The sequence below is a fragment of the Saccharopolyspora thermophila genome (assembly GCF_014646075.1).
GTDB classification, from domain to species: Bacteria; Actinomycetota; Actinomycetes; order Mycobacteriales; family Pseudonocardiaceae; genus Saccharopolyspora; species Saccharopolyspora thermophila.
On record NZ_BMMT01000010.1, the window covers coordinates 95135 to 113554 of the forward strand.

At 68.6% G+C, this 18420-nt stretch carries 20 protein-coding genes; 11 read left to right on the forward strand and 9 right to left on the reverse strand.

Annotated elements, in window-relative coordinates:
• Positions 1 to 200 precede the first annotated feature (200 nt).
• From IEY17_RS15315 to IEY17_RS15330, 4 genes are all read right to left on the reverse strand, one after another.
• Positions 201 to 1124, reverse strand: a complete 924-nt coding sequence (locus tag IEY17_RS15315; RefSeq protein ID WP_188988223.1) for an NADP-dependent oxidoreductase — start codon at positions 1122 to 1124, stop codon at positions 201 to 203.
• Positions 1125 to 1217: 93 nt separating this feature from the next.
• Positions 1218 to 1634: a GlcG/HbpS family heme-binding protein gene (locus tag IEY17_RS15320; protein ID WP_188988225.1), complete on the reverse strand. Its 417-nt coding sequence runs from the start codon at positions 1632 to 1634 to the stop codon at positions 1218 to 1220.
• Positions 1635 to 1767: 133 nt separating this feature from the next.
• Entirely contained in the window at positions 1768 to 1941 is a 174-nt protein-coding gene (locus IEY17_RS15325) for a hypothetical protein (RefSeq protein WP_188988227.1), read from the reverse strand.
• 179 nt (positions 1942 to 2120) lie between these two features.
• Positions 2121 to 3095, reverse strand: a complete 975-nt coding sequence (locus IEY17_RS15330; RefSeq protein WP_188988230.1) for a LysR family transcriptional regulator — start codon at positions 3093 to 3095, stop codon at positions 2121 to 2123.
• Positions 3096 to 3256: 161 nt separating this feature from the next.
• Between IEY17_RS15330 and IEY17_RS15335 the strand changes: the two genes are divergently transcribed.
• Both IEY17_RS15335 and IEY17_RS15340 read left to right on the forward strand, forming a co-directional pair.
• Positions 3257 to 3667, forward strand: a complete 411-nt coding sequence (locus IEY17_RS15335) for a hypothetical protein (RefSeq protein WP_188988232.1) — start codon at positions 3257 to 3259, stop codon at positions 3665 to 3667.
• A gap of 14 nt (positions 3668 to 3681) precedes the next feature.
• Positions 3682 to 4542 (forward strand): alpha/beta fold hydrolase, encoded by an 861-nt coding sequence (locus tag IEY17_RS15340; protein ID WP_188988234.1) that lies wholly within the window; start codon positions 3682 to 3684, stop codon positions 4540 to 4542.
• A gap of 47 nt (positions 4543 to 4589) precedes the next feature.
• Here IEY17_RS15340 and IEY17_RS15345 read toward each other — a convergent pair whose 3' ends face one another.
• Positions 4590 to 5051 (reverse strand): MarR family winged helix-turn-helix transcriptional regulator, encoded by a 462-nt coding sequence (locus IEY17_RS15345; RefSeq protein ID WP_188988236.1) that lies wholly within the window; start codon positions 5049 to 5051, stop codon positions 4590 to 4592.
• A 170-nt stretch (positions 5052 to 5221) separates the two neighbouring features.
• Here IEY17_RS15345 and IEY17_RS15350 point away from each other — a divergent pair, with 170 nt between their 5' ends.
• From IEY17_RS15350 to IEY17_RS15365, 5 genes are all read left to right on the forward strand, one after another.
• A complete protein-coding gene (locus tag IEY17_RS15350; RefSeq protein WP_188988238.1) occupies positions 5222 to 6421 on the forward strand; it encodes an MFS transporter in 1200 nt (399 codons plus the stop codon).
• Positions 6422 to 6471: 50 nt separating this feature from the next.
• Positions 6472 to 7290 (forward strand): aldo/keto reductase, encoded by an 819-nt coding sequence (locus tag IEY17_RS15355; protein ID WP_188988240.1) that lies wholly within the window; start codon positions 6472 to 6474, stop codon positions 7288 to 7290.
• A 76-nt stretch (positions 7291 to 7366) separates the two neighbouring features.
• Positions 7367 to 8392, forward strand: a complete 1026-nt coding sequence (locus IEY17_RS15360; protein WP_188988242.1) for a TIGR03571 family LLM class oxidoreductase — start codon at positions 7367 to 7369, stop codon at positions 8390 to 8392.
• A gap of 113 nt (positions 8393 to 8505) precedes the next feature.
• Positions 8506 to 8637, forward strand: coding sequence for a hypothetical protein (locus tag IEY17_RS25835; protein WP_268240354.1), 132 nt, complete (start codon positions 8506 to 8508; stop codon positions 8635 to 8637).
• A 27-nt stretch (positions 8638 to 8664) separates the two neighbouring features.
• Positions 8665 to 9078, forward strand: a complete 414-nt coding sequence (locus tag IEY17_RS15365) for an SRPBCC family protein (RefSeq protein WP_188988243.1) — start codon at positions 8665 to 8667, stop codon at positions 9076 to 9078.
• A gap of 90 nt (positions 9079 to 9168) precedes the next feature.
• Here the strand turns inward: IEY17_RS15365 and IEY17_RS15370 are convergent, their stop codons facing one another.
• The 3 genes from IEY17_RS15370 to IEY17_RS15380 are packed head-to-tail and all read right to left on the reverse strand — an operon-like array spanning position 9169 to position 12848.
• Positions 9169 to 10665: an aldehyde dehydrogenase (NADP(+)) gene (locus IEY17_RS15370; RefSeq protein ID WP_188988245.1), complete on the reverse strand. Its 1497-nt coding sequence runs from the start codon at positions 10663 to 10665 to the stop codon at positions 9169 to 9171.
• 24 nt (positions 10666 to 10689) lie between these two features.
• On the reverse strand, positions 10690 to 11643 hold the full coding sequence (locus tag IEY17_RS15375) for a C-terminal binding protein (RefSeq protein ID WP_188988247.1): 954 nt from the start codon (positions 11641 to 11643) through the stop codon (positions 10690 to 10692).
• Positions 11640 to 12848 carry a fumarylacetoacetate hydrolase family protein gene (locus IEY17_RS15380; RefSeq protein WP_188988249.1) on the reverse strand — a complete coding sequence of 403 codons (1209 nt, stop codon included), beginning with the start codon at positions 12846 to 12848 and terminating at the stop codon, positions 11640 to 11642. Before IEY17_RS15380 ends, IEY17_RS15375 begins: the two co-directional genes overlap by 4 nt.
• Before the next feature lie 272 nt (positions 12849 to 13120).
• On the opposite strand from IEY17_RS15380, the gene IEY17_RS15385 reads away from it, so the two are divergent.
• A complete protein-coding gene (locus IEY17_RS15385) occupies positions 13121 to 13837 on the forward strand; it encodes a FadR/GntR family transcriptional regulator (RefSeq protein WP_188988251.1) in 717 nt (238 codons plus the stop codon).
• 4 nt (positions 13838 to 13841) lie between these two features.
• Here IEY17_RS15385 and IEY17_RS15390 read toward each other — a convergent pair whose 3' ends face one another.
• Positions 13842 to 14600 carry a FadR/GntR family transcriptional regulator gene (locus tag IEY17_RS15390; protein WP_188988253.1) on the reverse strand — a complete coding sequence of 253 codons (759 nt, stop codon included), beginning with the start codon at positions 14598 to 14600 and terminating at the stop codon, positions 13842 to 13844.
• 176 nt (positions 14601 to 14776) lie between these two features.
• Between IEY17_RS15390 and IEY17_RS15395 the strand changes: the two genes are divergently transcribed.
• Genes IEY17_RS15395 through IEY17_RS15405 form a run of 3 tightly spaced genes read left to right on the forward strand, consistent with a single transcriptional unit; the run spans position 14777 to position 18414 of the window.
• Positions 14777 to 16225 carry an aldehyde dehydrogenase family protein gene (locus IEY17_RS15395; RefSeq protein ID WP_188988255.1) on the forward strand — a complete coding sequence of 483 codons (1449 nt, stop codon included), beginning with the start codon at positions 14777 to 14779 and terminating at the stop codon, positions 16223 to 16225.
• Positions 16226 to 16246: 21 nt separating this feature from the next.
• Entirely contained in the window at positions 16247 to 17755 is a 1509-nt protein-coding gene (xylB, locus tag IEY17_RS15400) for a xylulokinase (RefSeq protein WP_188988257.1), read from the forward strand.
• Positions 17752 to 18414 carry an HAD family hydrolase gene (locus IEY17_RS15405; RefSeq protein WP_188988259.1) on the forward strand — a complete coding sequence of 221 codons (663 nt, stop codon included), beginning with the start codon at positions 17752 to 17754 and terminating at the stop codon, positions 18412 to 18414. Before xylB ends, IEY17_RS15405 begins: the two co-directional genes overlap by 4 nt.
• Positions 18415 to 18420 lie beyond the last annotated feature (6 nt).

Below are 18420 nucleotides of genomic sequence, written 5' to 3' on the forward strand. Positions count from 1 at the left end.
TCGCCTCACCGCTGGCCTCGGCCACAACCGGCGCGGAGTAGTCCGTGTAAACAAGCGGCGGCTTCGTCGACTCGATCCTGCCCTGACCAGGCCGCGGGCCGGTGGGCGAGTTCCACCTCGTCCACCGGCCCGCGCTGACACGACTCGTGTCCGACCGGCCTGATCACGTGGTTCCGGTGGCAGAAACCACTTTCGGTGCCTCAACTCACGGAGAGCACGAGCTTGCCGCGGGTGTGCCCGCCGCGGCTCAGACGCCATGCCTCGGCTGCTTCCTCGAGCGGGAGCACCTTGTCCACGTGCACGGTCAGCTCACCGCGGTCGGCCAGGTCGGCGAGGTCGGCGAGGTCTGCCGAGTTGGGGCGGACCCACACGTAGTGGGCGCCCTTGGCCCCGGCCTCCGGGTTGGCGATGGAGGCGAGCCGTTCCGGCTTGTCGAGGACGCGCAGCGACACCTCCACCGCGTCTCCGCCGACGAAGTCCAGCGCTGCGTCGATGCCTCCGGGGGCCAGCTCGGCCACCCGGTCGGCGAGCCCGGCGCCGTAGGTCACCGGCTCCGCGCCCAGCTGCCGCACGAAGTCGTGGTTGCGCTCGCTCGCCGTGCCGATCACGCGGGCACCACGTGCCACGGCGATCTGGACGCCGAACGAGCCGACGCCACCCGCCGCGGCGTGCACCAGGACGGTGTCGCCGGAGCCGACGCCGACCCGCTTGATCGCCTGGTAGGCCGTCAGCCCGGCGAGGGGAACGCCCGCGGCCTGCTCCCAGGACAGCGCGGCAGGCTTGCGGGCCAGCATGCGCACGTGCGCGGAGACCAGTTCGGCGTAGCCACCGAGCTGGACGGCATCCTTGCGGATGTAGCCGAACACCTCATCGCCGGGCGCGTACTCCGTGACGTCGAAGCCCACCCGCTCGACCACCCCGGCCACGTCCCAGCCCGGGATCAGCGGAAAGTGGGTTTCCATGAAGCCGTCGAGGTTTCCCTCCCCGAGCTTCCAGTCCACCGGGTTGACACCGGCGGCCTTCACCCGGATCAGCACCTCGCCCGGCGCCACCTTCGGTTCCGGGAGGTCGGTCAGCCGGAGCGCGTCCGGCCCGCCGTACTCGTCGAGGACGATCGCCTTCATCGGAGATCCTTTCTTTTTTTGCTGCCTGACAGGAGAACGGAGCGGGAGTGGCCGGTGGGTGCCGACCCACCCCAGCCCCGGGTACGAGGTCGATCAGAGAGCTTGGAGGGCGGTCTGGGCGAAGGAGTGGTCCTGCTCGGGAGCGCCACCACCGATGCCGAGGGCGCCGATGAGCTGTCCGTCGCGGTGGATCGGCACACCGCCGGCGATGAACAGCAGCGGCTTGTGCAACGCGGTGGGCAGGGAGTGGAAGGGGCCCTCCGGCTTGACCAGATCGGCCAGGTCGGCCGTCGGCGCGTTCAGCTGCAGAGCGGTGTACGCCTTGGCGGTGCTGGTTTCACCGGAGATGAGCAGAGCGCGCTCATCACGGCGGAACGCCAGCAGGTGTCCGCCGGCGTCGAGGACGCTGATGCTGACCGGGACGCCCGCCTGGTCCGCAGCGCGGCGCGCGGCGAGGATGAGGGCTTCCGCGTCAGCAGCGGTCAGCGGGGCCACCGCGGTGGTATTCATGGGAAATCTCCTTGTACTGGAGGGGACACGTACGGGGTTCCGGAGCGGACAGCTCCCTCGGCGGCGGGAGCGGCGCTGTGACGGCGTTGGGCGCGGGGTAGCCGAGGCCGGCGGCGATCATCAGGCCACCGCGTCACGTGGCCAGGGCGTTGCCCAGGTTGGAGGCGCCGATGTTGGCCGTCGAGGCCATCGGCACGCCGAGACTCGCGCCGACCTGGGGTGGCAGCCGCATGCTCATGAATTCCGTGCTGCCGATTCCAGATGCCCTGATGGCCAGGGCCAGCAGCGCGAGCGGCATAACGAGCATCCTTGGAGCTGCAGAGCAGCACTGCGCGAGCGCCTCACGGGCGTCAACAATAGTTGCATTCGCGTGATACTTGCAAACGCGGCTATAGTGAGGTCCGCAATACTCGGCAGATGCACCACCGCAGAGCGGGCTCAACGACAGCTGAAGCCGGTGCGCACCTGCTGCCCCAGACCGCCCCGCTAGGACGCGTGACTACCCGTCGGCGACCGAGTATCCCGGAGGAGCTGGTCGACGCCTGCCGGGGATGCCGAGGGGACGATGTCCAGACTGGCCAGCAGGCGGGCGGTCTCGACGAAGTCGTGGACGGGTTGGGCGTCCATGTCGTTGCGCCACGCGATGGCCAGCGGGGACGGCGGCAGGTCTTCGACCGGGACGAACGACAGGCCAGGGCGTCCGTAGAACCGCTGGGTCGACGCCTGCGTGAAGGCGACACCACGGCCGGACAGGATGGCCTCGAAGCACTCGTCGACGCTGGTGACCTCGGCGCCCAGACGCACCGGGTACGGGCCGCGGCACTCCGACGCGAGCCAGAAGTCCCGCCAGTACTCGGGAGCCCGGCGGCCGACGAACGGCTCGTGCACCACGTCCTCAACGGTCAGCTTCTCGCACTCGGCGAGCGGCGACTCGCTCGACGCGACGAGCACCCGCGGCTCGACGAAGAGCGTTTCCACCGAAAGCCAGCTCTGCATGAGCACGGGTGGGCGGACGAAGGCGACGTCGACGCTGCCGTTGGCCAGCCCCACGTACGGGTCGCTGAAGTCGTGCGAGCGCATTTCGACCTGCACGTGCGGGTAACGGGTCTGGAACGCCGCGAGGATCTTCGGGGTGAGCTCGGCGGCGGCGTTGCTCTGGAAGCCGACGATCAGCGAGCCCCGGTGACCGTTGGCCGCCTCGCGGGTGGCCAACGTGAGGCGTTCGGCGCTGACCAGCAGGCGGCGGGCCTCGGCGAGCAGCACCAGGCCGGCCGGGGTCAGCTCGACGCTGCGACTCGTGCGCTCCAACAGACGGGCGCCGAGCATGTGCTCCAACTTTCGGATCTGCACGCTCAGCGACGGCTGACTGATGTGCAGTCGTGCGGCCGCCCGCCCGAAGTGCAGCTCCTCGGCAACGGCGACAAAATAGCGTAGCACGCGTAGCTCCGGAAGTTCCGCCACGCCGGGATGATAGGTGCCGCCCGAGCAGGCGACCAATTCTTCTGGGCTATCGAACGGTGGGCAACAGGTATTGGACTCCCAGCCACGTTGCGTAGTCGTATCAACGGTAGCCGTCGCAGTGACGACGGTCGCATCTGTTCCCGCTCAGAGAGGAGCCGACGATGGCTGCGGTTACCCGCTCCCCATCGACAGCGGCGTCGTGGGCCGAGGCGTTCGCCTCCGCCAGCAACAACGACCCGGAGATCCAGGCCCACGGCAAGTACTTCACCTGCTCGTACCTGCTCGACGCCACCGAGCACCAGTTCGTGGTGAAGGTCGAGTCCGGACGCGTCGTGGACGTCGCTGTCGATCCCGGTCCGCTGGAGGTGCCGTACCAGTTCGCGATCCGTGCGGGCGTCGAGACGTGGCGTGGCTTCGGCGAGCCGGTGCCGCCGCCGATGTGCCACGGCATCTGGTCGGCGACCTTCCGGCGCGACATGAAACTGGAGGGCGATGTCCTCGTCCTCATGCAGAACCTGCGCTGCATCACCCGGCAGATCGAGCTGCTGCGCACCATCGGCTCCCCCGTCTGAGGAAGGACATCGGCATGAGCAACATTTCGCCTGTGACCGGCCACTACGTCACCATCGAGGTGGACGGCCTGAAGTACAAGGTGTTCTACCTCGAGAACGGCACCGGGCAGCCGCTGGTCTGCCAGCACACCGCGGGCTGCCACAACCACCAGTGGCGCGGCCTGCTGGAGGACGAGGAGATCACCGCCAAGTACCGCGTGATCGCCTACGACCTGCCCCGCCACGGCAAGTCCGACCCGCCGGAGAACGTCGAGTGGTGGAAGGAGGAGTACAGGCTCACCGCCGACCACTACGCCAACTTCATCGTCGCCCTGTGCGACGCCCTCGAACTCGAGGACCCGATCTTCATGGGTTCGTCGTTCGGCGGCAACATCGCGCTGCAGCTGGCGCTGCGGCGCCCGGACCGCTTCGCCGGTGTGCTCTCGGTCGAAGGCGCCGACTACTCCCCCGGCTTCTATCTCGACTGGTGGCAGCACCCGCACGCCAACGCCGCGCAGGTCTGCGCCAGCGGCGTGTGGGACCTGATGGCACCGCAGTCACCTGAGGCCGACCGCTGGAAGACCTGGTTCTACTACTCGCAGGGATCCGAGTCGTTCAAGGGCGACCTGTACTTCTACTCGGTCGACCACGACCTGCGGGGCAAGCTCGGCGAGATCGACGGCGACCAGTGTCCTGTCGTGATGCTCACCGGTGAGTACGACTACCTCACCACGCCCGCCGACAGCGCGCGAACGGCCGCCCAGATCAAGAACGGTACCTTCATCGAGATGCCGGAGATCGGGCACTTCCCGATGAGCGAGAACTACGAGCGGTTCCGCGGGCACCTGATCGAAGCGCTCAACATCGTGCAGGGCGCGAAGTCCACATCCGCATGACACGTGCCGGCCGGCGGGTCCTGCCCCGCCCGCCGGCCGGCGGCACCTCAGCGTTGCAGCGGTGGGGCCTGCGACAGCCCGTGCAGCGCCTCGACCAGCGGCGCGAGTTCCGGAGTCCGTCCCGCGGCGGTGAGTGCCGCTTCCAACGTCGCGTCGTACGTCGGACGCGCTCGCTCCAGGAGAGCTCGGCCTGCCTCGGTGAGCTCGGTGTAGATCCCTCGCCGGTCCCCTTTGCAGAGAACACGGGTCAGCAGCTCGCGATCCTCCAGCCGGTTGACCAGTCGCGTCGTCGCACTGCCGCTGAGCGCCGTGGCACGGGCGAGCTGCTGCATGCGCATGTGCCAGCCGTCCTGGCGGCTGAGCGCGTCGAGAACCATGTACTCAACGACCGACAGGTCATGGTCGGCCTGGAGCGCCTTCTCCAGCGCGGTGTCGAGCATCCCATGCAACGCGGCGAGCGTGCGCCATCCGCGGGCGCGCACCTCGACGGCATCGTCGGTGATTCCCACGGGCACCCCCTGCCGGTTGACTTACCACGACGATACTACAAGCACGCACACATATGAGGCGTGTGCAACTATCCCGTACGTCACACTACGCGAAATTTGAATTAACTAGCGTGTGCAACTATTGTCGACGCCTGTAAGACTCAGACGCAGTCAGACAGGAAGGCTCGCACATGCCCCTCGCGCTCCTGGCGCTTGCCATCGGCGCCCTCGGGATCGGCACCACCGAGTTCGTGATCATGGGCGTGCTCCCCCAGGTCGCCGGCGAGTACGGCGTCAGCATCCCCACCGCGGGGTGGCTGGTGTCCGGCTACGCACTCGGCGTTCTCATCGGCGCCCCGATCCTCACCGTCCTGGGCACCAAGGTGTCCCGCAAGAAGATGCTGCTGTTCCTGATGGGCGTGTTCATCGCGGGCAACGCGCTCTCCGCCGCCGCCCCCACCTTCAGCATCATGCTCATCGGGCGGATCATCACCTCGTTCGCCCACGGCGCGTTCTTCGGCATCGGCTCCGTGGTCGCCGCCAGCCTGGTCACCCCCGAGAAGAAAGCCTCGGCCATCTCGCTGATGTTCATGGGCCTGACCGTCGCCAACATCATCGGCGTCCCCGGCGGCACCTACATCGGACAGGCCTTCGGCTGGCGGGTCACCTTCACCATCGTCGCCCTGCTCGGCGTGATCGGGTTTCTCGGTGTCGCCATGCTCGTCCCAGAGCAGGGCAGGCCCGAAGCCGCGAGGATCCGCACCGAGTTCACCGCGTTCCGCAACGTGCAGGTCTGGCTCGCGATGGCGATGACGGTCCTGGGCTACGGCGGCGTGTTCGCCGCGATCACCTACATCGCACCGATGATGACCGACGTTGCGGGCTTCCCCGAAAGCGGCGTGACCTGGCTGCTGGTGCTGTTCGGCATCGGGATGTTCCTGGGCAACCTGCTCGGCGGCAAGTACGCCGACAAGGCCCTGATGCCCATGCTGTTCACCACGCTCGCCGCCCTCGCAGCCGTCCTGCTGCTGTTCACCGTCACCGCCCACAGCCAGGTCCTCTCCGCGATCACCCTGACCGCCATTGGCGCCCTGGGCTTCGCCACCGTGCCGCCGCTGCAGAAGTGGATCCTCGACCAGGCATCAGCCGCCCCGACCCTGGCCTCCGCCGCCAACATCGGCGCCTTCAACCTCGGTAACGCTCTCGCCGCCTGGCTCGGCGGTGTCGTCATCGACGCCGGGTTCGGCTACACCTCGCCCAACTGGGTCGGCGCCATCCTCGCCGGCACCGCCCTGCTGCTGTCCTTCCTCGCGGCCTACCTCGACCGCCGCAGCCGGGCCACCGCCACCGGCGCCGCACCCAGGCACGCCGAGCCGGAGCCTGCCCGCTGAGACCAGCTCCCGCTCCGGAATCCCCATCCGCAACGATCACAAGGAGAATCATGGTTCCCACCATCACACTCAACAACGGCGTCACCATCCCGCAGCTCGGCTTCGGTGTCTTCCAGGTGCCGGACGCGGAGACCACCGCCGCGGTCTCGGCTGCCCTGCAGGCCGGTTACCGCTCCATCGACACCGCCGCGATCTACGGCAACGAGGCCGGAGTCGGCCGCGCCATCGCCGAGTCGGGCATCGCCCGCGACGAGCTGTTCATCACCACGAAGCTGTGGAACGAGGACCAGGGCTACGACACGACCCTCAAGGCATTCGACCGCAGCCTGGACCTGCTCGGGCTGGACCACGTGGACATGTACCTGATCCACTGGCCCACCCCGGCGCGCGACCGGTACCTGGATACCTGGAAGGCCATCGAGCAGCTGGTGAAGGACGGGCGGGTCCGCGCCGCTGGTGTGTCGAACTTCCAGCCCGCGCACCTGCGCCGCCTGCTTGACAACAGCTCGCTCGTCCCGGTGGTCAACCAGATCGAGCTGCACCCCGGTCTACAGCAGCGTGAGCTGCGCGCCCTGCACGCCGAGCACGGAATCGCAACCGAGGCATGGAGCCCGCTGGCCCAGGGCGCGGTGCTGCGCGACCAGGCGGTGACCGAGATCGCCGAACGGCACGGCAAGTCGCCCGCCCAGGTGGTCATCCGCTGGCACCTGCAGCTGGGCAACATCGTGATCCCAAAGTCGGTCACCCCGTCCCGCATCCGCGAGAACATCGACGTCTTCGACTTCACCCTCTCCGACGACGAGATGAACGCGATCGCCGGGCTCGACCGCGGTCTGCGCACCGGCCCCCACCCCGACACCCTCAACTGACCGCAGGTCGCACGGGTGGAGGTCGCTCGACCCGTGCGACCTCTCCTCGCCATGCCCTCGAAAGGTCGCCACCACAATGCCTTTTGAACGCACCGCGCTGGACCGCCTCGTCAGCCCGACCGGTCTGCCGACGCTCGGTCTTGAGCTCCCGCTGGACAACGACTGGGGCGAGACCCGACTGCGCGCCGACCGGGCGGCCGGCCGCCCCTTCGGGGTCCCCGACCTCACCGCACACGCCCGCCTGGCCAGGCTCGCGGACGACCTCGGCTTCGCCGCCCTGTGGGTCCGAGACGTTCCGTTCTACGACCCGGTTCAGTTCGGCGACGCGGGTTCGGTCTTCGAGACCTTCACGCACCTTGGCCACCTGGCGGCGATCACCCAACGCGCCGTGCTCGGCACCGGTGCGGTCGTGCTGCCCCTGCGCCAACCCTGGCTGGTCGCCAAGGCCGCCGCCACGGTGGACGTGTTGTCCGGAGGACGTTTCGTGCTCGGCCTGGCCAGTGGTGACCGTCCGGTCGAATATCCCTTGTTCGGCCTGGACTTCCACGCGCGCGGCGCCGCTTTCCGCGAGGGCGTGACGATCCTCCGCGCGGCCTGGGCACGGCATTCCTCAGGCGAGGGAATCGAGCTCCCCGAGCACGGGTTGACCGCCGACCGCAAGCTCGACGTGCTGCCCAAGCCGACCGGTTCGACCATTCCGATCGCCATCGCCGGTCACGCGCAGCAGTCGATGGAGTGGATCGCCGAGAACGCGGACGCCTCGCTGAACTATCCGCGCCAGCTGGACGCGCTGCGCATCAAGATCAGCGAATGGCAGCGACTCACCGCGTCGAGCCCGAAGCCGTATCTCACTCCGATGCAGCTCGATCTCGTCGCGGAACCCGACACCCCCGCCACCCCGCTCCGCCTGGGCATCCGGGCCGGCCGGCGGGCCCTCATCGAGCAGCTGCGCGCGATGGGGGAGCTCGGCGTCGCGCACGTCTCCTTCAACCTCCGCCCCGGGGATCGCCCGGTCGACGAGGTGATCCACGAACTGGCACACGAAGTGCTGCCGCACTTCCCCTCCACTCCCGAGCCGGTGCTCACCAACCGAAGCGCCTGACCCGTGGAGCGAGTCCATGTAGGACGACACTCCCGAACCTGTCAACCGACGGAAACGCGCAGACAGCGCACGAAGAAACTCTCCGTCGAATCTCGAAAAGCAAGGATCTGCACATGTCCATCAGAACCGTCCTGCCAGCCCACCCGGCCGTCGCCGCGCTCACCGAGTCCGTCCCGGCGGCCGTCTGGTCGGCTCTACGCGCCGAAGGGCTGACCGCGCCGGACGCCCCGGTTCCCCACGCCTGATCCCTACACCTGTCGAGGAGGAAAACCATGGCATCGACGACCACGTCCATCGACATCCCGGTGTCCGCAGACCGCGTCTGGCAGCTCATCGGGGGCTTCGGCTCGTTGCCCGACTGGCTGCCCTACATCCCCACCAGCGAGCTCAGCGAGGGCGGACGCGTCCGCAGCCTGACCAACGAGCAGGGCGAGGTCATCGTCGAGCGTCTCGAAGCGTTCGACAACGACGCGCGCACCTACACCTACTCCATCCTCCAGGCTCCGTTCCCTGTCACCGGCTACCGCGCCACCATCACCGTGCACGAGGTGTCGGACACGCAGAGCCGCGTGGAGTGGTCCGGCACCTTCACGCCGGTTGGAACAAGCGATGACGAGGTGATCGCCCTGTTCCACGGCATCTACACCGACGGCCTGGCCGCGCTGAAGAAGACCCTGGTCGGGTGAACCGGGATACCGGATGCCCGGTTGCGCCACCGGGAGAACTCCACAGCGATGCCCACCTGCTCTGGCAGGTGGGCATCGCTGTGGGTGGCCTCAGCGGAGGACGCCATCGACACGTCGCGGGATGCCCAGCGGGTTGTCCTCGCGGAGCGCTTCGGGCAGTAGACCGTCGGGGACGTCCTGGAAGGTCACCGGCCGCATGAAGCGCCGGATGGCCGTTGCCCCGACCGAGGTGTGCAGCGGCACCGTGGTCGACGGCCATGGGCCGCCGTGGTGCTGGGACCACGTGACCGCGACTCCGGTCGGCCAGCCGTTGAAGATCACGCGGCCGACCTTCTTCCGCAGGGTTGCGAGCAGCTCGGCAGCTGGTGGGTCGACGGGCTCCGCGTGGAGACTGGCGGTCAGGCTGCCCGGCAGCGCGGCGAGCGCACCGGCGAGCTCCTCGGCACTGGAGTACTCGACGATCACGGTGCTCGGCCCGAAGCACTCCTCCGCGAGAAGGTCGATCCGCTCCACGAACGTCGTCGCGTCGACCGTGAACACCGCAGGGTACACCGAGTATCCGGTACCGGTCCGGGGCGCAAGCACCGTCCTGACTCCGGGGGCACTCCCCAGCGCTGTGACCCCGGCGAGATAGCCGTCGCGGATCTTGGCGTTGAGCAGGGGCGCGGGCTCGGTGTCGCCGACCGCCTCGACGACCCGGTCGGCGAAGCCCTGGCCTGCCGGGACGAACACCGCGCCGGGTTTCGTGCAGAACTGCCCCGCCCCGAGGGTGAAGGAGCCGACCAGCCCGGTGGCGATCTCACCAGCACGCCGCGACAGCGCGGCTTCGGTCACCACGACCGGGTTGATGCTGCCCAGCTCGCCGTAGAACGGAATCGGGTCCGGGCGGGAACAGGCCAGGTCGAACAACGCTCGCCCGCCGCGGGTCGAGCCGGTGAACCCGACGGCGGTGATCCTCGGGTCCGTGACCAGGAGCGTGCCCGCCTCATGTCCGTGCACGATCTCGAGCACGCCGCTGGGCGCCCCCACCTTCTCCAGCGTGGCGGAGAGCAGCTCTGCGGTGCGCACGGAAAGGTTCGGGTGGCTCGGATGCGCCTTGACCACGACCGGGCAGCCGGCGGCCAGCGCGCTCGCGGTGTCACCCCCGGCGACGGAGAAGGCGAACGGGAAGTTGCTGGCCGCGAACACCGCGACCGGCCCAAGCGGCACGAGCATGCGACGCAGGTCGGTGTGCGGTGGAACCGCCTGGGGATCGGCGTGGTCGATGACCGCCTCGCAGAACGCACCGTCATCGAGCACGTCAGCGAACATGTCCAGTTGCGCGGCGGAGCGGGCGATTTCACCGGTGAGACGCCTGTCCCCCAGCGCGGTCTCGGCGTCGGCGAGTTCCACGAGTGAGGTTTCATTGTCGCGCAGCGCCGTGGCCAATGCGTGTAACAGCTCGGCGCGGCGGTTGTGCGGCAGATCCGCCAGCCACTGCGCGCAGTCCTGTGCTCGGGCGATGGCCGCGGACACCTCGGTGGCGGAACTGTCCGGGACTTCGCGTCCCACGGGTTCACCGGTGCGCGGGTTGAATGCCTGGGTCAATGGCGCTTCCTGTTCTCGTGCCGTTCAGCTGATCGGGCAACGCAGCGGTTGTTTCGCCAGGGCTCTGGCGGCTTCCTCCGCGGCCAGGCGTTGCAGCGCCGCCAGGGAGCTTTCGGAGAAGAACGCGGTGTGCGGGGTGAGCAGCACCTGCGGCAGGGCGCGCAGCCGCGAGTCGGAGGCCAGCGGTTCGCCGTCGAAAACGTCCAACGCCGCCGCGGACACCTGGCCCGATTCGATCGCGTTCACCAGTGCGTCGTGGTCGATGAGCCCGCCGCGCGAGGTGTTCACGACGACGGCACCGCGCCTGATCCGGCTGAAGGCACGCTCGTCGAGCAGATGCTTGGTGCCGGGGGTCAGCGGAGCGTGCAGCGAGATCGCGTGCGATTCAGCCAGCAACTCCGCCAGTCCGGTCAGCCTGACACCGTGCTCCGCCGCGAGTACGGGGGAGGCGTAGGGGTCGTGCGCGAGCACGTGGAAACCGAAGGGCCGCAGCCGTTCGCACACCGCAAGACCGATACGGCCGAGGCCGACCAGGCCCACCGTCGTGCTGGAAAATCCCGGCAGGGAACCGAGATCGCGCGGTGCGCACCAGCCGTCTTCGCGCACGCGCCGATCGTAGGCCGTCAGCTTGCGTAACAGGGCGAGCAGGCTCGCCACGCTGTGATCGGCGACGGTGTCGGTGCCGTAGTCGGGGACGTTGGCCACCGAGATGCCCAGCTGCCGGGCCGCCACCACGTCGACGTTGTCGTACCCGATGCCGTAGCGGATCACCGTTGCCCCCGGCGCCATCGCGCGAAGCACTCGCGCGGTGATGGGCGCGAAGTTGACGAACACGACATTGGCACCGGTCACCGCAGCCACGGTGTCCTCTTCGGACCTGCACTGCAGCTCAGCGAACTCCGCGTTGAAGCGTCGTGCGACGGCGGCTTCGTGCTCGACGCCACCGAACACGTGGTCCGTCACGACAACGCGGGTCATTGCCTCACCTCCGCCGCCTCGTCAGCACCGCGTCGGCCCAGAAGCCCGCGTGCGGCGAGGTTGTCCATCAGCGCACGGATCCCGAACTCCCAGTCCGGGGCGTCCTCGGCGGAGTTGACCACGTTGATCAGCGATCCGAGTGCCGGGGACGAAATGCGCACCACGTCCCCCTGCTTGTGGGTGAATCCCTGACCGGGCTCATCCCGGTCCTCGGTCGGGGCGAACATGGTGCCGGTGAACAGCACGAACCCGTCCGGGTACTGGTGGTGGCGGCCGTAGGCGTGGTTCACCAGGTCCAGCAGATCGCGACTGATCTCCCCGACCGGGTTGACGCCTTCGAGGCGGTATCCGTCGGCACCGGTGATCTGCAGCGAGACCTCCAGGTTCCGTGCGTCGTCGAGGCTGAAGTCCGAGTCGAACAGGCGGAGGAACGGCCCGATCGCACAGGAGGCGTTGTTGTCCTTCGCCTCGGTCAGCAGCAGCGCACTACGCCCCTCGAAGTCGCGGAGGTTCACGTCGTTGCCGAGCGTTGCGGCCACCGGAACGCCGCGGGAGGTCACCGCGAGCACCAGCTCGGGTTCCGGATTGTTCCACGTGGATCGGGCCAGCACGCCGATCTCGGCGCCGGTGCCGACCGCGGACAGCACCGGTGCCTTGGTGAAGATCTCCGGGTCGGGCCCGATGCCGACCTCAAGATACTGCGACCAGAGTCCTTCCTGGACGAGCACCTCCTTGACCCGCTCGGCCTCGGCAGTCCCGGGCCGCACATGGGAGATCCGGCCCGTGACCAGGTCGCCGAGCTTGTTGCGGATCGCTTCTGCCCGGTGCAGGTCGCCGTCGGCACGCTCCTCGATGACGCGTTCGAGCATGCTGCGCACGAACGTGACCCCGGCTGCTTTGACCACTTGGAGGTCAACGGGAGCGAGGAAGTGGGCATTGCTGCGGTCCTGGGCGAGCGTTGCCCGCAGCAGGTCGGACAACTGCCAGACGCGCCCGCCCGGATGGGTGCGCACGATCTCCACGGCGTCAGGCCGTTCCAGCAGACCGGACACCGTCGGTTCGACGTTGGTCAGGTCGACCACCGCCTGGCCCCGCACGGCGACCACGCACGGACCTTCGCAGTCCGGGTCGAAGACACGGGCGAGCAGCGTGGCACGGCCGGCGTCCTGGGGCGGGACCAGGTCGGCATGGGCGGTGAGATTCACGGGCTTGCCTTCCTATGGATGCAGCGCTGCCACGACGGATGAGGGAGCAGCAGTTGGAGGGCACGAAGAGCGCTGCACGAACTTCAGCGAGTTACCTATCCAATGTCCTATCGTCATACAAATCTACGGTCAACCTGTTGTAACCTGCGTCACATAGTGCAGCGGAGTTCTGCCCTACACCAGAGTTGTTCACCCGGCTGCACCCCAGGAGTTCACGGTCTGAACACCAGCCGTTGCGACCTGCTTGGACGTGTTTGTCATACAATCTCGCCATGACCGACCGAATCGGCTCGCGCAAGCGCCTCCCGGAGGTCCTCGCGGACACCCTGCAGGAAGAAATCCTCGAGCTCACCCCGGGCGATCGGCTGCCCACCGAAGCCGAACTCGCCGAGCGGTTCGACGTGAGCCGAACCGTGGTGCGCGAGACCGCTCGACTTCTGGTCCAGCGTGGCCTGGTCACCGTCAAGCCCGGCCGTGGGATGACCGTCGCCGAGTTCGACGGTCGGCTCATCGCCGACCAGTACGCGTTGCTGCTGCGCCTCAGCCAGGGCTCGTTCGACCAGCTCCAGGAGATCCGACTGGTGCTCGAGGTGGAGATGTCGGTGTTCGCTGCGGCACGGCGGACCGAGCAACACCTGACTGCGATGCGCGAGGCCAACCAGCGCCTGGCAGCGGCCGTCGACGACCGCAGCGAGTTCCTCGACGCGGACCTGGCCTTTCACGAGATCATCGCCGAGGCCAGCGGCAACCCGTTCTTCTCCTTGATGATCCGCCCCATCAACGGGTTTCTGCGGGACGCCTACCGCAAGAGCCCCGGCTACTCCTTCGAAGCGTGCAACACCGTGCAGGAGCACATCGAGATCGCCGAGGCGATCAGCGCCGGGGACCCCTCGCGCGCCCGCTTCGCCACCGAGAACCACCTGCGGCGCATCATGCGGCACAGCGACCGGCTACTCGCCGGCGACACCGGGGCCAGCCGGGCGAGCTGAGTCGTCAACGCGGCTTTCGCCCCGACACCAGGGCGTCCTGCTGCGACACCACCCGGTTCAGGTGCTCCCGCGCGCTGCGCCGCGCCGCGTCGGGATCACCGGCAGCGATCGCATCGAGGATCGCCCGGTGCTCGGCGAAGGTCTGCGGCAAGCTCGCCAGATAGGCGCTGGAGTCCTGGTAGGACTCACGCAGGCAGGTGTTCACGGGATCCATGAACCAGGAGAAGAACGGGTTCCCGCTGGCACGCGTGACGATCTCGTGGAACCGCATGTCCTCCTCCAGGCACACCTGGTAATCGTCCGCGCGGGCCTGCGCGCGCTCCAGTGACGCGCGCATGTCGGCCAGGTCCTCATCCGTGCGGCGCAATGCCGCCAGGGCGGCCACCTCGACCTCGATGATCAGCCGGGTCTCCATCAACTGCTGGAACGTCATCGCGTTCATGCCCAGCATCAACGAGTAGTGCTGGACGATCGCCGAACCGTCCGGCGCGGCGACCGTCATCCCGCGACCAGGCCGGATGTCGACCAGCCCGCGCTGTTCGAGGATGCGGCCGGCCTCCCTGATCACCGTCCGGCTCACCCCGTAGCGCTCCACGAGCTGGGATTCGGTGGGCAGCCGGTCCCCCGGACGCAGGTCCTGCGCCAGCAGGTCCTGCTGCAGGCGCTCGGCTACCACCTCGGGCAGGCGCGGTGGCCGGTCCGGCGCCGCTGCGCGGAACTCGGTGCTCGATCCAGCTGCGTTGGGGGGTTGCGACGAGGCCATGCGAGAACTATCGTCCGATCATCATATGAAGTCAACAGCGGCACGTAAGCCGCTGTGAGCAGGCCCGCACGGCGGGCACGCCGCGTGCTTCGCCCTGACCCCAAGCACGCCGTCCCGCCCCCATTCCACCGCGTTCAACGCCGGCTCTCGCGCCAGCACCACGAAAGCAGAACCGGATGTCTCAGAATCACGTGATCACCTGCCAAAACTTCCACAGCGGAACCTGGCACGACGCCTCCGACGGCACGATCGAGCGGCGCAACCCCGCGACCACCGAGCTGGCCGCGATCGCCCCCCGCTCGTCCACGGCGGACGTCGACGCGGCGGTGGCATCGGCTGTCGCCGCCTTCCGCACCTGGCGCAGGACCCTTCCGGTCGACCGCGCCCGGTGCCTGCACGAACTCGCCGCGGCATGTACGCCCCGCATCGACGACATGGCCGCGGCCATCACCCGCGAGCAGGGCAAACCGCTGGAGGAGGCGCGGGGCGAGGTGCGCAAGTTCATCACCGCGCTGCACTACTACGCCGAAGAGGCGCAGCGGGTGTTCGGACGCACCATCCCCAACGACGTCGCCGGGTTCACCAGCATCGTGGAGAAGGAACCCATCGGCCCGGTCGCCGGCATCGTGCCGTGGAACTACCCCATCGAGCTGATCGGGTGGAAGCTGGCCGGTGCGACAGCAGCCGGGTGCACCATCGTCATCAAGCCGTCCGAGTACACGCCGGGATGCGCGCAGATCCTCTCCGAGTGCATCGCCACCGTTTTCCCGGCCGGTGTGGTCAACTTCGTCTACGGTGACGGCAGCACCGGGCAGGCTCTGGTCGAGCACCCGGCGATCAGGAAGGTCGCATTCACCGGCTCCATGCGCATCGGGCAGGCGATCTTCCGCTCGGTCAACGGGATCACCGGTCTGTCGCTGGAACTGGGTGGCAGCTGCCCGATGATCGTCACCGCGCGTTCGGATATCGCCGCGGCGGTCCAGGGCGCGACACGTCGTTCGTTCCGCAATGCCGGGCAGATCTGCATCGCGATCAATCGCATCTACGTGCAGGACTCGGTCTACGACGAGTTCGTCGCCGGTTTGGCGAAGGCTGCCGACGCGCTCACCGTCGCCGACGGGATCGCAGTTCCCTCCGCCGACGTCGGATCGCTGACCATGGACGAGACCTACCGTCGCACCCTCGACCACATCGCCGACGCCCGCAAGCGCGGAGCGTCCGTCGTCGCCGGCGGCGGTCCCGTCGACGAGCTCGCTCCCGGGCTGTTCCTGCGGCCGACGGTTGTCGCCGACGCGCCGGACGAGGCGCTCGTGATGCACGAGGAGACCTTCGGTCCGCTCGTCGGGGTCGCGAAGTTCACCGATCTGGACGACGCCATCGCCCGGGCCAACGCCGCACCCGGCGGGCTGGCGGCCTACGCCTACACCAACGACACCCACGAAACGTTCACGCTCGCCCGCGAACTCGACTTCGGCAACGTCGCGGTCAACAACGTCGACGCCGGAATCATCAACGCCCCCTACGGCGGCCGGCGGGAAAGCGGTTTCGGCTCCGAACACGGCCACGAAGGTCTCGAATCCTACCTGCAGCTCAAGCACATCAGGCTTCGCCACGGCGCGCAATGAGGCGCGAAAGGACGTAGCACCATGCTGATCGGCATTGACCTCGGCACCTCCACCTGCAAGGTGATCGCCGTCAACGGCTCCGGCGAGGTGATCGCCAAGCAGAGCCGCGACTACCCGATGATCAACCTCCGGCAGGGATGGGCCGAACAGGACCCGGCCGAATGGTGGCGCGCCACCGACGAGGCGATCACCGCGCTGACCGCATCGCTGCCCCAATCCGGGCGGGAGATCACCGGAATCGGCCTGTGCGGGCAGATGCACGGGCTCACCGCCCTCGACGCCGAGGGCAAACCGCTGCGGCACGCGATCCTGTGGAACGACCAGCGGGCCGCCCCGCAGTGCGACTGGATCACCGAACGGGCGGGTGGGCTCGCCGAACTCCTGCGGATGACGCGCAACCGGATGCTGCCCGGCTTCACCGGCGGGAAGATCATCTGGTTCCGGGAGAACGAGCCGGAGCTGTTCGAACGCACCGCGCGCATCCTCAACCCGAAGGACTACCTGCGGCTGCGCATGACCGGCACCTACGTCACCGACGTCTCCGACGCCTCCGGCACCGGATTGTTCGACGTGGCACACCGATGCTGGTCCGACGAACTGCTCCAGCTGCTGGACATCGACCGCGCGCTGCTGCCGGACGTCGTGGAGTCCGTCGACCAGACCGGGCAGGTCCTGCCCGAACTGGCCCGTCGCTGGAACGTCCCGGGGGGCACCCCGGTGTTCGGTGGCGGCGGGGACGCGGTCATCCAGACCACCGCGATGGGCCTGATCGACGCGGGCCCGGTCGGTTTCACCATCGGGACCGCCGGGATCGTGGCCGGTGGCGCGGCTTCCTGCCCGGACAACCCGGGAGGTCGCGTCCAGGTGTCCTGCGGCAACGCCCCCGGCCGTTGGCACGTCATGGGCGTTTCCCTCAGCGCGGGCGGGGCCTTCCAGTGGCTGCGCGACGCGCTCGCACCCGTCACCACGACCGATCCGATCTCCTTTGACAAGCTCGTCGGCCTGGCCAAAGCCGTCGAACCCGGCTGCAACGGACTCCTGTTCCTGCCCTACCTGCTCGGCGAACGCTCGCCGCACGTCGCGCCGGAAGCAGCCGCGAGCTGGGTGGGGCTGACCCCGATGCACCACGTCGGCCACCTCGCGCGCAGCGTCATGGAGGGCGTACTGCTGAACATGCGGGAGATCCTCGAGGTGTGCCGGCAGGCCGGGTTGGACTGCGACCGCGTCGTCGCCTCCGGCGGCGCGACCACCGAATCGTTGTGGCTGCAGATGCTCGCCGACGTGCTCGGCCGGGAGACCACCACGGTGACCGGCTCCTCCGAAGGCGGCGCCTACGGTGCGGCGCTGGCCGCGGGCGTGGGCACCGGCCAGTGGCGCGACTTCGACGAAGCACTGGCCGGGGTGAGCGTGGAACGCACCTTCATCCCCCGGCAGGCGACCGCGCAGACCTACGACCGGATCTTCCGCACGCACCGCCGCCTCTACGACGAGCTCAGGCCCCTCTACAAGGAGAACACCGAGCCCCGATGACCAACGTCCCTCCGCGCCTACGCGCCGCGGTCTTCGACCTCGACGGCACCCTCGTCGACAGCGCGCCCGACATCGCGCGCGCCCTCGGCACGGCCCTGGCCCAGCACTCGCTGGGGCCGATCCGAGCCGATCAGGTGCGCCCGATCCTCGGTGGCGGCGCACGGGCTCTGGTCGGCGAAGCCATCGCCGCCGTCGGCGGTGACAGGGCGCTGACCGACGCCGTGCTGTCCGCCTACACCACCGCCTACACCGCCGAGCCGGTCGTCGACACCACCGTCCACGCCGACGCCCGCACCGCCCTGCAGCGGCTCCGCGACAACGGCATCAGGATCGGCGTGTGCACCAACAAGCGCACCGACCTGACGCGCGAGGTGCTGGCCGGAACCGGTCTCGCCGAGCTGGTCGACGCGGTCGCCGGCATCGACTCGGTACCGGCCGGAAAGCCCGACCCGGTCCACCTGACCACCGTTCTAAACGCGCTCGGCGTGTCGGCCGCCGAAACCGTCTACGTCGGAGACGCCGAGGTGGACGCGCTCACCGCCCGGCGCGCCGGGGTGGCCTACCGCCACGTCGCGTGGGGCAACGCCGTCGACCACTGCACCGTCATCGAGCGGTTCAGCGACCTGCTAACGCTGGCCACCGAGACAACCCGCATCTGAAAACCC

Bases quoted from the DNA above. Each gene is read 5' to 3' on its own strand.
- IEY17_RS15315 (WP_188988223.1), bottom strand. From the start codon at position 1,124: ATGAAGGCGATCGTCCTCGACGAGTACGGCGGGCCGGACGCGCTCCGG.
- IEY17_RS15320 (WP_188988225.1), bottom strand. From the start codon at position 1,634: ATGAATACCACCGCGGTGGCCCCGCTGACCGCTGCTGACGCGGAAGCC.
- IEY17_RS15325 (WP_188988227.1), bottom strand. From the start codon at position 1,941: ATGCTCGTTATGCCGCTCGCGCTGCTGGCCCTGGCCATCAGGGCATCT.
- IEY17_RS15335 (WP_188988232.1), top strand. From the start codon at position 3,257: ATGGCTGCGGTTACCCGCTCCCCATCGACAGCGGCGTCGTGGGCCGAG.
- IEY17_RS15340 (WP_188988234.1), top strand. From the start codon at position 3,682: ATGAGCAACATTTCGCCTGTGACCGGCCACTACGTCACCATCGAGGTG.
- IEY17_RS15350 (WP_188988238.1), top strand. From the start codon at position 5,222: ATGCCCCTCGCGCTCCTGGCGCTTGCCATCGGCGCCCTCGGGATCGGC.
- IEY17_RS15355 (WP_188988240.1), top strand. From the start codon at position 6,472: ATGGTTCCCACCATCACACTCAACAACGGCGTCACCATCCCGCAGCTC.
- IEY17_RS15360 (WP_188988242.1), top strand. From the start codon at position 7,367: ATGCCTTTTGAACGCACCGCGCTGGACCGCCTCGTCAGCCCGACCGGT.
- IEY17_RS25835 (WP_268240354.1), top strand. From the start codon at position 8,506: ATGTCCATCAGAACCGTCCTGCCAGCCCACCCGGCCGTCGCCGCGCTC.
- IEY17_RS15365 (WP_188988243.1), top strand. From the start codon at position 8,665: ATGGCATCGACGACCACGTCCATCGACATCCCGGTGTCCGCAGACCGC.
- IEY17_RS15375 (WP_188988247.1), bottom strand. From the start codon at position 11,643: ATGACCCGCGTTGTCGTGACGGACCACGTGTTCGGTGGCGTCGAGCAC.
- IEY17_RS15385 (WP_188988251.1), top strand. From the start codon at position 13,121: ATGACCGACCGAATCGGCTCGCGCAAGCGCCTCCCGGAGGTCCTCGCG.
- IEY17_RS15390 (WP_188988253.1), bottom strand. From the start codon at position 14,600: ATGGCCTCGTCGCAACCCCCCAACGCAGCTGGATCGAGCACCGAGTTC.
- IEY17_RS15395 (WP_188988255.1), top strand. From the start codon at position 14,777: ATGTCTCAGAATCACGTGATCACCTGCCAAAACTTCCACAGCGGAACC.
- xylB (WP_188988257.1), top strand. From the start codon at position 16,247: ATGCTGATCGGCATTGACCTCGGCACCTCCACCTGCAAGGTGATCGCC.
- IEY17_RS15405 (WP_188988259.1), top strand. From the start codon at position 17,752: ATGACCAACGTCCCTCCGCGCCTACGCGCCGCGGTCTTCGACCTCGAC.